This is a genomic window from Rhizobium sp. CC-YZS058, from assembly GCF_034720595.1.
GTDB lineage: Bacteria > Pseudomonadota > Alphaproteobacteria > Rhizobiales > Rhizobiaceae > Ferranicluibacter.
This window is the reverse complement of sequence record NZ_JAYESJ010000001.1, coordinates 2,429,864-2,441,508: the sequence shown is the minus strand read 5'-3', so window position 1 is coordinate 2,441,508 and position 11,645 is coordinate 2,429,864. Positions and strand designations below refer to the sequence as shown.

Genomic DNA, 11,645 nt, shown 5'->3' with positions numbered 1-11,645 from the left:
CTGCTCTTGTTTGCAGCGCCGTGTCCGATGCCTGAGCGAACACGCTCCGGCTCGAAAATGCTATAAGCACTGCGGGCGGGACCCTCGCCGGCGGGGCAAGGCCAAAGGGATAGGAAAGGAGATCGATCATGACTGCGCAGCGACATGTGAAGCTCGTTCGGGATGGCACCCACCAGTCCATCCAGATTCCGGCCGACCTTGAATTGCCGGGCGAGGAAGCCCTGATCCGCCAAGTGGGCGACACGCTGGTCATCGAACCCGTGCCAAAGCGCCCGAAGCAGACCTTGGCCGAATGGCTGAAGACGATCGAGCCGTGGGACGAGGAGTTTCCCGACGTGAAAGAGGGACAACTTCCGCTGAAGGATGTCGAGCTTTGAGCGAGCCTGTCTACATGCTGGACACGAACATGGTGTCGCACATGATCCGGTTCCCAGACGGGATCGTCATGGCGCGGGCAGATCGTCATGAGAAATCAGCCCTCTGTGTCAGCGTCATGACAGCGTCGGAGCTCCGATACGGCGTCAACAAGCGCGGGTCCAGCCAGCTTGCTCTGTTGGTCGAAGGGGCGCTGTCCTTGCTCAGCATCCTCCCGTTCGAGGAGAAGTCGACCCAAAGCTACGCCGATATCCGTCACATGCTCGCAGAGCGCGGACAGATGATCGGGCCTGTGGACCTCTTCATCGCCGCGCATGCACGTTCTCTCGGTCTGACGATGGTGACGGCCAATGTTCGAGAATTCTCCCGTGTGCCAGGGTTGCGGATCGAAAACTGGCTTGAGGGCGTATCATGAGCGGAAACGACATCCGCACCGGCGGCTGCCAGTGCGGGGCGGTGCGGTTTCGGGTCGAGGGGGTCTTGGGCGATGCCTCCGTCTGTCACTGCCGCATGTGCCAGAAGGCCTCGGGAAATTTCTACCTGCCGCTCGTCTCGGTGCGGGATGCAAGGCTCGTCTGGACGCGCGGCGCGCCGCAGCGCTTCCAGTCGTCCAACCATGTGCAGCGCGGGTTCTGTGCCTCCTGCGGCACACCGCTCACCTATGAGGCGCCGGATGGGGTCGCCTTGACGATCGCGAGCTTCGACCGGCCGGAGGAGATCGTGCCGCGCATCCAGTGGGGCATCGAGGAGAAGCTGCCCTATGTCGATGGCCTGCCAAGCCTCCCCGGCGAAAGAACGATGGCCGATATTCAGGCTGCTCCCTTTCTCGACACGCTGGTCTCGTATCAGCATCCCGATCATGACACGGTGGACTGGCCCAGGGGAGGAGCAAGTCAATGAGCGAGACGGTTGAAAAGCTGCGCACCGGCGGCTGCCAGTGCGGGGCAGTGCGCTTCCGGATCAAGGGCGCGCTGGGTCGCCCCTCCATCTGCCACTGCCGCATGTGCCAGAAGGCCTTCGGCGGCTTTTTCGGGCCGCTGGTCACCGTGCCGGAGGAGGGGCTTGCCTGGAGTCGCGGCGCGCCGTCATACTTCCAGTCCTCCGTGAATATCTCCCGCGGCTTCTGCGCCGCCTGCGGCACGCCGCTGACCTACCGCCATCCGGGCGGCATCGAAATCGCGATCGGCGCCTTTGACGAGCGGGCCGATCTCGCCCCGCAGATCCAGGTCAATTATGGGGCCCGCAACAGTTGGGTCACGACCATCTTCGACCAGCCGGTGCACGAGGATCCGGACTTCTATTCCCGCCAGGAAGCGATCATCTCCTTCCAGCATCCCGACCACGAGACGGATGCCTGGCCGAACCATGGACTGAATCTATGAGCATACCCCCGCCAGAACCAGTAGGCAGCGCGCTGCGAAGCGCCTATCCCGCGATCGAACCCTATGCCTCCGGCCATCTCGATGTCGGCAACGGGCACCGTGTCTACTGGGAGCGGGTGGGCACGCCGGGCGCGAAGCCCGCCGTCTTCCTGCATGGCGGACCAGGCGGTACGGCGGCCGCGAGCCACCGCTGCCTGTTCGACCCCGCACTTTACGATGTGCTCCTGTTCGACCAGCGCGGCTGCGGTCGCTCGACCCCGCATGCAAGCCTCGAGGCCAACACGACCTGGCATCTCGTCGCCGATATCGAACGCCTGCGCGAGATGGTCGGCGTCTCCTCCTGGCTGGTGCTTGGCGGGTCCTGGGGCTCGACGCTGGCGCTCGCCTATGCCGAGACCCATCCCGAGCGGGTCTCCGAACTCGTCGTCCGCGGCGTCTACACGCTGACCAAGGCCGAACTCGACTGGTATTATCAGTTCGGCGTCTCGGAAATGTTTCCCGACAAGTGGGAGCGCTTCATCGCGCCGATCCCTCCGGAAGAGCGCCATGACATGATGCGGGCCTACCACCGCCGGCTGACCGGGGAGGACAGGGGGCTGCGCCAGGAGCTCGCCAAGATCTGGAGCCGCTGGGAGGGCGAGACGATCACGCTTCTGCCGGAGCCGGACGCCAGCGCCAAATTCTCCGACGACACTTTCGCCGATGCCTTCGCACGGCTTGAAACGCACTACTTCGTCCATGGCGGCTGGCTGGAGGAGGGACAATTGCTGCGCGATGCCGGCCGTCTGGCCGATATTCCCGGCACCATCGTCCACGGCCGCTACGACATGCCGTGCCCGGCCAGGATCGCCTGGGAGTTGCACAAGGCCTGGCCGAAGGCCGAATTCTACCTGATCGAAGGTTCAGGCCATGCCGGGTCCGAGCCCGGTATCCTGGACCGGCTGATCCGCGCCACCGATCTCTATGCCGGAAAGACCCAGTCATGAGCCCCACCAAGGAGCGCATCTTCCTCTTCGACACGACCTTGCGCGACGGCCAGCAGACGCCCGGCGTCGATTTCTCGCTCGAGGAAAAGATCGCGATCGCCGACATGCTCGATCGTTTCGGCATGGACTATGTCGAGGGCGGTTATCCCGGCGCCAATCCGACCGATACGGCCTTCTTCGCCGAGCGACGCACGCGGACGGCCCGCTTCGTGGCCTTCGGCATGACGCGCCGTCCCGGACAGTCCACCTCCAACGATCCCGGCTTAAGCGCGCTGCTGCAATCGGAGAGCGACGCCATCTGTCTCGTGGCAAAAAGCTGGGACTATCATGTCCGCGTGGCGCTCGGCTGTTCGAACGAAGAGAACCTCGCATCCATCCGCGCCTCGGTCGAGGCCGTGGTGATCAGCGGCCGCGAGGCCATGGTCGATTGCGAGCATTTTTTCGACGGCTACAAGGCCAATCCCGCCTATGCGCTCGACTGCGCCCGCGCGGCCTATGAGGCCGGCGCGCGCTGGGTGGTGCTCTGCGACACGAATGGCGGCACGCAGCCCGACGAGGTCCGCGCGATCGTGCAGGCGGTCATTGCCGGCGGCGTGCCCGGAGACCGGCTCGGCATCCACGCCCATAACGACACCGGCCAAGCGGTCGCCAATTCGCTGGCGGCGGTAGAGGCCGGCGTCCGCCAGATCCAGGGCACGCTGAACGGCATCGGCGAGCGCTGCGGCAATGCCAATCTCGTCACCCTCATCCCCACCCTGGCGCTCAAGCCCCATTATGCCGACCGGTTCGAAACCGCGATCGATGCCGACCGCCTGCAGGAGCTGACGACGCTCTCGCACGGGTTCGACGAGCTGCTCAACCGTTCGCCGGATCACCAGATGCCCTATGTCGGCGCCTCGGCCTTCGCGACCAAGGCCGGCATCCACGCCTCGGCCTTGCTGAAGGACCCGCGCACCTACGAACATGTGCCGCCGGAAACGGTGGGCAATCTGCGCAAGGTCATGGTGTCCGACCAGGGCGGCAAGTCGAACTTCATCAATGCGCTGAAGCGGCGCGGCATTACGGTGGAAAAGGACGATCCGAAGCTCGACCGGCTGATCGCGCTCGTCAAGGAACGCGAGGCGGAGGGCTACGCCTATGAGGGCGCGGATGCGAGCTTCGCCATCCTCGCCCGCCGCATCCTCTCCTCGGTTCCGGAGTTCTTCCGGGTCGACAGTTTCCGCGTCATGGTCGAGCGGCGCTTCGATGCCAACGGCCAACTGAAGACAGTGTCGGAAGCGGTGGTGCGCGTCTCCATCGATGGAGAGACGACCCTCTCGGTTGCCGAAGGCCACGGCCCGGTCAACGCGCTCGACCTCGCGCTGCGCAAGGATCTCGGCAAGTACCAGTCGGAGATTTCCGATCTGGAGCTCGCCGACTACAAGGTCCGCATCCTGAACGGCGGCACGGAGGCCATCACCCGCGTGCTGATCGAATCGACCGACTCCTCCGGCGCCCGCTGGTGGACCGTCGGCGTCTCCGACAACATCATCGACGCGTCGTTCCAGGCGCTGATGGATTCGGTGGTCTTCAAACTGCTGAAGAACCGGGAGGATGTCGCACTGGCGGCGGAGTGAGGGGCGGAACCGGAGAAGGAGCTTTCATCGCAAAAAGCGATAAGAACATTCTCGACGAGGTCGCGGAGAGCTTTGCGCGGCGGGAAGATCCCGAGACGATCGCGCTTGAAGACGCGCGCTACGATGCGGAAACGCGCAGTCTGGTTCTTGCCTTTGCCGATGGGTCTCGCTTCACCTTGCCTATCCGCTCTCTGGCTGCCCTTGCCCATGCGGCGGATGACGAGGTCTCCGACGTCAAGGTGATCGGCGGCGATGTTCTGCATTTCGAAAAGCTCGACGCCTTCTACGAAGTCCCCGCGCTTATGGCGCAGCGCGTCGGGATTAATGCGCTGATGGCGCATCTTGCCGGCCGAGCCGGGAAGGTCTCGACGCCGGCCAAGGCCGCTGCAGCACGTGCCAACGGAGCAAAGGGCGGACGGCCGCGCAAGACGAAGGCAGCTTAGGCCTTCTTGTCAGCGTAGCTCCCGGACTTGCTACGAGCCTCACACAGTGCGTTAAGTTGCGTTGGCGTTTCCGCGTGCCAGCAGGCCGATGAGACCCGTTCAAGACAACGGTCAGTCTTCATGCTAAAATGCGTGTAGAGGCTGTGCAGGAGCAAAAATGAGCGAGTTGAGCAGAATCACTTTCGATCCCAACATCTGCCATGGTCGCCCGACAATCCGAGGCTTGCGCATTCGCGTGCGGGATGTGCTGGACTTGCTTGCTGCCGGAGCTGATGTGGCCGAAATCCTGAGCGACTACCCCTACCTAGAAGAAGCCGATATTCGGGCTGTTCTCGCTTATGCCGCACGCCAGAGTGATCATACGGTTCTGAACGTGGCCTGATGCGCTTCCTGATCAACGCGCAGCTGCCTCCCGACTTTTGCGAAAGGTTAAGGGGCCACGGCTGTGAAGCGGCCCACGTCTCTTCCCTCGGCATGGCGTCAGCCAGCGACGCAGCGATTTGGACACTGGCGAAAACAGAAAGCTGGGTCGTCGTCACCAAAGATGAGGATTTCGCGCTCCGCAAGAGCCTCGATCCGACGGACCGCCAATCCTCTGGCTGCGCTGGCCGAACACGCGGCGGGCCGAGCTGATCGCACGCTTCGAGGCCGCTCTTCCTGCTGCGCTTGCGGCTCTCGATCACTCCTCCCTTGTCGAGATCCGCTAAGTCCACTCACAACACCAGCCTCACCCGCGCAAACCCATCGGCGCCGTCGCCGGTGTCCTCCAGTTTGGCGGCCTTGACGCTGGCGATGAGGGGGCGGGCGCGGGGGCCGGTGTCGAAGAGGGCGGTGGTGCCGGGGAGCGGCGCGAAGCGCCAGTTGCCATCGGCGCTGGGGTTGATCGTGCCTTGGTCGTGAATATAGCGGACGATCACGTCGCGATTGGTGTCTGGGGCGACGAGGATCACCTTGTCGGCGGTGATGCCTGGGAAGTGTCCGCCGCCGCCGGCGCGGTAATTGTTGGTGGCGACCGCGAATTTCGCGGCCGGATCGATGGGCTTGCCGTCGAACCGAAGGTCGACGATCCGATGCGCCTCCGGGTTGATCAGCTTGCCATCGGCGTCGTAGCGCGGCGGTTGGGCGAGGTCGATCTGATAGGTCACACCGTCGATCACGTCGAAATTATAGGAGGGGAAGGCCGGGTTGATCAGCGGCTGGTCCTTCTCCCCCGGTTTCAGCGCATTGAAGATCCCGGCAGACATTTCCAGCCATTCTCTCACATCGGCACCGGTGATCGCCACCGCCTGCACGGTGTTGGGGTAAAGATAGAGGTCGGCCACGTTCTTGATCGCGATGTCGCCGGCCGGCACATCGGTGTAATAGTCCGCCCCGCCGCGCCCGCCGGCCTTGAAGGGGGCGGCAGCCGAGAGGACCGGCAGATCCTTCCATTCGGTGTCCTTCAGCATGTCGCGCACATACCAGCTCTGTGCCTGGGCGACGATCTGGATCGAGGGATCATCGGCCACCAGCGCGAAATAGGAATGGAGCGGTGCGGCGGTTTTGCCGACCGGGGTACGGACATAGGCGAGCGTCGCCTCATGGTCCGCTCTGGCGGCGTCGAGGACATCGAGGCGGTCGGCCACATCCGGAACGATCGCCTTGCCCTCGCGGTGATAGATCGGCCGCACTTCGGTGGTGAAATCGACGACGCGCCACCGTCCGCCATCATGTTCGAGCAGAAGGTCGATGAGGCCGAGATGCGACCCCCAGAATCCGGCCATCACCGCCGGCTTGCCCATCAGCGTGCCCTTGACCGGATCGACGCCGGGCAGCCCATCGAAGCTCTTCGGCCCGGGAAAGACCAGGTGCTGGTGGCCGGTCAGCACCGCATCGATCCCCTCGACACCCGCCAGATGCAGCGAGGCATTTTCCATGCGCTCGGTCGGGCTCGCCGCGTCGATGCCGGAATGAGAAAGCGCGATGACGAGGTCCGCGCCTTCGGCCTTGATGACGGGGACCCAGGCCCTGGCCGCCTCGACGATGTCGCGCGTCTGCGCCTTGCCCTCGAGGGTCTTCGCATCCCAAACCATGATCTGCGGCGGCAGGAACCCAATAATGCCGATCTTCAGCGGGCTGACGCCGCCGGCGCCGTCGGCGAGCGTCTTTTCGATGATCAGGTAGGGCTTGAAGAACAGCGGATCCTTGGTCGGGTCGGCGGCGAGCGTGCCTTTCGTCAGATTGGCGCAGACATAGGGGAAGTTGGCGCCCGCCAGCGCCGCCATCAGATAGTCGAGCCCGTAGTTGAATTCGTGATTGCCGAGCGTGGCGCCCTCATAACCGAGCACGTTCATCGCCTTGATGACCGGATGGACGTCGCCGCCTTCGAGCCCCTTCCGATACGCCATATAATCGCCCATCGGGTTGCCCTGCAGCACGTCGCCATTGTCGAGCAGGATCGAATTGGCGGCTTCTGCGCGGATGGCGTCGATGATCGAGGCGGTACGGGCAAGACCCAGCGTGTCGTTCGGTTTGTCTCCGTAATAGTCGTAGGGGTAGACGTGCACGTGGATGTCGGTCGTCTCCATGATGCGCAGATGGGCCTGGTTGGCCGCAGCCCGTGTGGCGAAAGGGTGCAGAAGGACGAGGCCGGAGGCGCCGGCGAGCCCGGCAACGAAGCGCCGCCGGGAGAGAGGAGCGAGAACGGACGACATGGCATGTTCCTTTCGTGCCGGCGCGCCCCGACAGCCTTGGCACGCGCTGGCCTCTTCTCTGCCTCCTCAAAGTGGCATGGCTGCGGCAGGGCGCCCGCGCGTCGCGTCAAGGAAATTGCTCGATGCTTCAGGGAAATGAATTGGAGGCTCCTCCGCTTTTGGCGTAAGCCGCGCCTTTAATTGGAGTGGGAGGCAAGCATGGCCGACGTGACGACCAGGGACGTGACGACACCGATCACGCCTGGGGCGGGGGCACCGGCAAGCGCGCCCGGCCCGCAGACCGGCGACACGCCGCGCGGCTTCCTGCTGGCCGCCATCGCCTATGTGATGTGGGGCTTTCTGCCTTTCTTCATGAAGGGCATTGCCCATATCCCCGCTGCCGAAGTGGTAGCGCATCGCATCGTCTGGTCGGTGCCCCTCGTCGGGGCCTATATTCTCTGGCTGGGACGGACGGAGGACCTGAAGGCGGCGCTGCGTTCCTTCCGGATGCTGCGCATGGCGGCGCTGACGGCGCTGCTCGTCACCTTCAACTGGGGCATCTATGTCTGGTCGATCGCCGTCGGCCGCACGCTCGAGGCAGCGCTCGGCTATTACATCAACCCGCTGTTCTCGATCTTCCTCGGCGCGGTGCTGCTGAAGGAAAAGCTGTCGCGGGCGCAGATGGTCGCCATCGCGCTTGCCGCCGCGGCGGTGGCCATCGTGGCCTATGACGCTGGCGGACTGCCCTGGGTCTCGCTGGGCCTGTGCGTCTCCTGGGGGTTCTACGCCTTCTTCCGCAAGACGCTGCCGATCGGCCCCAACCAGGGGTTCTTCCTAGAGGTGCTGCTGCTTTCCGTGCCGTCGCTTCTCTTCATTCTCTATCTGGAGGCGAGCGGGCAGGGGCACTTCGGCGATACCGGGCCGGCGGATGTGGTGTGGCTCTTGAGCTCCGGCCTAGTAACGGCCGTGCCGCTGCTCTTCTATGCCAATGGCGCCAAGCTCCTACGCCTCTCCACCATCGGCATCATGCAATACATCGCGCCGAGCATGGTGTTCCTGATCGCCGTCTTCATCTTCGGCGAGCCCTTCGGCATGGTGAAGCTCTTCGCCTTCGTCCTGATCTGGGCGGCGCTGGTCGTCTATACGAGCTCGATGGTGCTCACCAGCCGCGCCAACCGCCGCGCGACCTCCGCCAACGCCAAGGTCTGACCCGCAAGCCCTCAAAGGCGGGAGATGATGTCGCTCTCGCCCTCACGATCGACCTTGCCGGCCCAGTGGGCCTGCAAGGCCGGCACGATCTCTTCCGGGTCGTCGATCAGCATCGGCTGAACGAGATGGGCAGTATGGATGAAGCCCATCTCGGCCATGTGGGTGAGAAGCTTGGTCAGCGGATTCCAGAAGCCGCCGATATTGGCCAGCACGATCGGCTTGCGGTGACGGCCGAGCTGCGCCCAGGTCATGATCTCGACGATCTCTTCCAGCGTGCCGATGCCGCCGGGCAGGGTCACGAAGGCGTCAGCGCGCTCGAACATCTTGTGCTTGCGCTCGTGCATGTCCGGGGTGACAATCAGCTCGCTCAGCTGGCCGAGCGAATGCCGGGTCGCTTCCATATCCATCAGGAACTGCGGGATGATGCCGGTGACCCGGCCGCCCTCCGACAGGACGCCGCTTGCCACCGCGCCCATGACGCCCTTGGTGCCGCCGCCATAGACGAGGTGCATCCTGTTGCGGGCGATGGCGCGGCCAAGGGTACGGCCGGCATCGACGAAGGCGGTGTCGCGTCCCGGCTGGGAGCCGCAATAGACGCAGATGGATCGAATCGGGACATTTTCGCTGCTCATGGCCGGAGCAGACATGCGCTCCCCGGGCGCGTCAAGGTAAATGACAGAAAAACAACGCCGCCGCGGCGTCCGGACATGCGAGTCTCCTTGTGAAGGACGTTGGAAATCGGTAGCAGTTTCAAAGGCCGGCAAAAGCTGACGTTCGGTTGCCGGCATCAGTCACGCGTTGGGAAACACGCCCTCGGAACGGCCCGCATCGGGGCGGCTTCGAGGGGCGGGAGGATGATGAGATGAACAAGACAGGTTTGGTGGCGCTGATCGTTCTGGCGATTGCAAGCCTCTTGATGATCTTCGTCATCATGCCGAATATCGACAGCTCATCGCCCTCGCAGACGGCCGCCAATGCGCCGGCCTCTCCTGCAGCCCCGGCCGTTCCCGGCACGCCGGCCGCTCCGGGCGGAGCAGGCGGCACCATGGCGCCTTCCACCGATGCCACGACGCCGCCGCCGGCAGCGCCGGTCGCACCTGACGCCGCCGCACCTGCGACGACTGGCGAGAGCGCAACGCCCGGCAGCGAAACCGGCAATCCGGAGGGTGCAGACGCACCCGCGGCCGGCACGCCGGCAGTTGCCTCCAGGACTGAGCAGACAGCACCCAAGGGGGCCCGACCGGGCGCGCCGCAGGAGAGTGCCGCAGCGGCGCCCGACGCACCGGCCGCGCCGAGTTTCGATGTGCTGCGCGTCGAGCCGGACGGCTCGACCGTCATCGCCGGCCGTGCAGCGCCCAATTCCAAGCTCGAAATCATGAGCGGCCAGACCAAGCTCGGCGAGGCGAAGACGACCGAAAGCGGCGATTTCGCCGCCGTCTTCGATCAGCCGCTTGCCCCCGGCGACTACCAGATCACCCTGCGCGCCACCGCGCCGGACGGGAAGACCAGCGCCTCGGACGAGGTGGCGACGGTTTCCATTCCCAAGGCGGCTGGCGGCGAACTGCTGGCCATGGTCTCCAAGCCCGGCGAAGCCAGCCGCATCATCACCGCGCCCGGCCTCGCCGGCGAGGCCGCCACGGCCGGCCCGGACGCCGCAGCTGCGACCAATGGCGAGCCCGCTCCGGCAAACGGCGCCGCTCTCCCGCAGGCAGGTACGACCGGCGAACAGGCCGCGCTCGACCCGACGCAGAACGCCGCGGCGGCTTCCGCCCCCGCCGCCCAGCCGAACGCCGCTGGTGCGCAGATTTCGGTCACCGCCGTCGAGCTCGAAGGGGATCGGATCTTCGTCGCGGGGACGGCCCGCGCCGGCTCCACCGTGCGCATCTATGCCGATGACCGGTTCGTCGGCGAAGCGAAGGCCGATGCCGCCGGCCGTTTCATCGTCGAAGGGCAGCTCACGATGAGTATCGGCCAGCACATGATCCGCGCCGACATGCTCGGCCCGGACGGGGTGAAGGTGCAGATGCGCGCCTCCGTTCCCTTCGAACGGCCGGAGGGCGACCAGATCGCTGCCGTCGCGCCGCCCGTCACCGGCTCGGCGCCGGACTTCGATGGCGGTGCCTTCGATGCCGCGCGCATCGAGGCATCCAAGGCCTTCTCGCTGCTCAAGGGCCTTTATGCCGACGGCCGCACGCCCAGCGCCGAGCAGGTGGCCGCCGCGCGCTCGGCGACCGAATTCGCGCTGACCTCGCTGTCCGCCATCAAGGCTGCGCCGACCGTCGATGCCGCAACGCGCGCCATGGTCGAGGCGACCGCCCAGTCCGCCCGCGAGGCTCTCGGTATCCTGGCACCGCTGCCGCGCGACGTGGCCGCCGTCGGCGCGGCGATCGGCCGGCTCGAGGCCGCGCTTCAGCCCATCCTGAGGCCGGCGCAGGGCAACCCCGCCGTGGCGGCACCCGCCGCACCGCAGGCGACCGTACCCGGAACGTCCGCGGCGGACGGCAGCAGCCCGAATACCGCGGCGAATGATATGGCCGCCGCGCCGGGCGCGGCCGAGGGCCAGGATCAGCCGCAGACCGTGCAGCAGGCGCCGCTGCAGCAAAGCAAGACCTCCGTCATCATCCGCCGCGGCGATACGCTCTGGCAGATCTCCCGCCGCGTCTATGGTGCCGGCGTGCGCTACACGACGATCTATGTGGCGAACGAGGACCAGATCGCGGATCCCGACCGCATTCTGCCCGGCCAGATCTTCGGTGTGCCGGACAAGGCGCTGCCGGATGCGGAATCGGAGGAGATCCACCGCCGCCATATGCAGCATGGCCGATAGGCCGCTGTTGTCGCCGCCGCCTGCGGTGCGGCGGTTGCAGGCGGGCCTTGCCTCCCCTATGTGAAGCATGCTGCAACGGCGCTCTCGCAGAGCGCCGTTTTGGCATTCGTCGCCGTCTGATCGCGGCCGGAAACC

Annotated in this window: 13 protein-coding genes; 11 read left to right on the top strand and 2 right to left on the bottom strand. The window is 65.4% G+C overall.

All coding sequences use genetic code 11. The features are described 5' to 3' along the window. Nucleotides 1-128: 128 nt before the first annotated feature. The 9 genes from U8330_RS11790 to U8330_RS22425 all read left to right on the top strand — a co-directional run bounded on the left by U8330_RS11790 (nucleotide 129) and on the right by U8330_RS22425 (nucleotide 5,435). Nucleotides 129-377, top strand: coding sequence for an AbrB/MazE/SpoVT family DNA-binding domain-containing protein (locus U8330_RS11790; protein WP_323105466.1), 249 nt, complete (start codon nucleotides 129-131; stop codon nucleotides 375-377). Beyond that, nucleotides 374-790, top strand: a complete 417-nt coding sequence (locus U8330_RS11785; protein WP_323105465.1) for a type II toxin-antitoxin system VapC family toxin — start codon at nucleotides 374-376, stop codon at nucleotides 788-790. The genes U8330_RS11790 and U8330_RS11785 overlap by 4 nt, the downstream gene beginning before the upstream one ends. Further along, nucleotides 787-1,275: a GFA family protein gene (locus U8330_RS11780; RefSeq protein WP_323105464.1), complete on the top strand. Its 489-nt coding sequence runs from the start codon at nucleotides 787-789 to the stop codon at nucleotides 1,273-1,275. The genes U8330_RS11785 and U8330_RS11780 overlap by 4 nt, the downstream gene beginning before the upstream one ends. Continuing rightward, the gene (locus U8330_RS11775; RefSeq protein WP_323105463.1) at nucleotides 1,272-1,757 is read left to right on the top strand and encodes a GFA family protein; all 486 of its coding nucleotides are present in this window, start codon (nucleotides 1,272-1,274) and stop codon (nucleotides 1,755-1,757) included. Before U8330_RS11780 ends, U8330_RS11775 begins: the two co-directional genes overlap by 4 nt. Then, nucleotides 1,754-2,743: a prolyl aminopeptidase gene (pip, locus tag U8330_RS11770; RefSeq protein WP_323105462.1), complete on the top strand. Its 990-nt coding sequence runs from the start codon at nucleotides 1,754-1,756 to the stop codon at nucleotides 2,741-2,743. Before U8330_RS11775 ends, pip begins: the two co-directional genes overlap by 4 nt. Further along, nucleotides 2,740-4,359 (top strand): citramalate synthase, encoded by a 1,620-nt coding sequence (gene cimA / locus U8330_RS11765; RefSeq protein WP_323105461.1) that lies wholly within the window; start codon nucleotides 2,740-2,742, stop codon nucleotides 4,357-4,359. Before pip ends, cimA begins: the two co-directional genes overlap by 4 nt. Further along, nucleotides 4,356-4,802 carry a DUF2442 domain-containing protein gene (locus U8330_RS11760; RefSeq protein WP_323105460.1) on the top strand — a complete coding sequence of 149 codons (447 nt, stop codon included), beginning with the start codon at nucleotides 4,356-4,358 and terminating at the stop codon, nucleotides 4,800-4,802. The genes cimA and U8330_RS11760 overlap by 4 nt, the downstream gene beginning before the upstream one ends. A 157-nt stretch (nucleotides 4,803-4,959) precedes the next feature. After that, nucleotides 4,960-5,184, top strand: a complete 225-nt coding sequence (locus U8330_RS11755; RefSeq protein ID WP_323105459.1) for a DUF433 domain-containing protein — start codon at nucleotides 4,960-4,962, stop codon at nucleotides 5,182-5,184. After that, complete coding sequence (locus U8330_RS22425; RefSeq protein WP_416236847.1) at nucleotides 5,184-5,435, top strand: DUF5615 family PIN-like protein; 252 nt, start codon at nucleotides 5,184-5,186, stop codon at nucleotides 5,433-5,435. The genes U8330_RS11755 and U8330_RS22425 overlap by 1 nt, the downstream gene beginning before the upstream one ends. An 80-nt stretch (nucleotides 5,436-5,515) precedes the next feature. On the opposite strand, the gene U8330_RS11750 is transcribed toward U8330_RS22425, so the two are convergent. Beyond that, nucleotides 5,516-7,495: a bifunctional 2',3'-cyclic-nucleotide 2'-phosphodiesterase/3'-nucleotidase gene (locus U8330_RS11750; RefSeq protein ID WP_323105458.1), complete on the bottom strand. Its 1,980-nt coding sequence runs from the start codon at nucleotides 7,493-7,495 to the stop codon at nucleotides 5,516-5,518. A gap of 198 nt (nucleotides 7,496-7,693) precedes the next feature. On the opposite strand from U8330_RS11750, the gene rarD reads away from it, so the two are divergent. Beyond that, nucleotides 7,694-8,683: an EamA family transporter RarD gene (rarD, locus tag U8330_RS11745; RefSeq protein WP_323105457.1), complete on the top strand. Its 990-nt coding sequence runs from the start codon at nucleotides 7,694-7,696 to the stop codon at nucleotides 8,681-8,683. Nucleotides 8,684-8,694: 11 nt separating this feature from the next. Here rarD and U8330_RS11740 read toward each other — a convergent pair whose 3' ends face one another. Further along, entirely contained in the window at nucleotides 8,695-9,315 is a 621-nt protein-coding gene (locus tag U8330_RS11740) for a TIGR00730 family Rossman fold protein (protein ID WP_323107267.1), read from the bottom strand. A 230-nt stretch (nucleotides 9,316-9,545) separates the two neighbouring features. Here U8330_RS11740 and U8330_RS11735 point away from each other — a divergent pair, with 230 nt between their 5' ends. Beyond that, nucleotides 9,546-11,510, top strand: a complete 1,965-nt coding sequence (locus U8330_RS11735; RefSeq protein ID WP_323105456.1) for a LysM peptidoglycan-binding domain-containing protein — start codon at nucleotides 9,546-9,548, stop codon at nucleotides 11,508-11,510. Nucleotides 11,511-11,645: the final 135 nt, after the last annotated feature.

Coding starts and splice junctions, on each gene's coding strand:
- cimA (WP_323105461.1), top strand. CDS start 2,740: ATGAGCCCCACCAAGGAGCGCATCTTCCTCTTCGACACGACCTTGCGC.
- U8330_RS11735 (WP_323105456.1), top strand. CDS start 9,546: ATGAACAAGACAGGTTTGGTGGCGCTGATCGTTCTGGCGATTGCAAGC.
- U8330_RS11755 (WP_323105459.1), top strand. CDS start 4,960: ATGAGCGAGTTGAGCAGAATCACTTTCGATCCCAACATCTGCCATGGT.
- U8330_RS11780 (WP_323105464.1), top strand. CDS start 787: ATGAGCGGAAACGACATCCGCACCGGCGGCTGCCAGTGCGGGGCGGTG.
- U8330_RS11775 (WP_323105463.1), top strand. CDS start 1,272: ATGAGCGAGACGGTTGAAAAGCTGCGCACCGGCGGCTGCCAGTGCGGG.
- U8330_RS22425 (WP_416236847.1), top strand. CDS start 5,184: ATGCGCTTCCTGATCAACGCGCAGCTGCCTCCCGACTTTTGCGAAAGG.
- rarD (WP_323105457.1), top strand. CDS start 7,694: ATGGCCGACGTGACGACCAGGGACGTGACGACACCGATCACGCCTGGG.
- U8330_RS11740 (WP_323107267.1), bottom strand. CDS start 9,315: ATGAGCAGCGAAAATGTCCCGATTCGATCCATCTGCGTCTATTGCGGC.
- pip (WP_323105462.1), top strand. CDS start 1,754: ATGAGCATACCCCCGCCAGAACCAGTAGGCAGCGCGCTGCGAAGCGCC.
- U8330_RS11750 (WP_323105458.1), bottom strand. CDS start 7,495: ATGTCGTCCGTTCTCGCTCCTCTCTCCCGGCGGCGCTTCGTTGCCGGG.
- U8330_RS11790 (WP_323105466.1), top strand. CDS start 129: ATGACTGCGCAGCGACATGTGAAGCTCGTTCGGGATGGCACCCACCAG.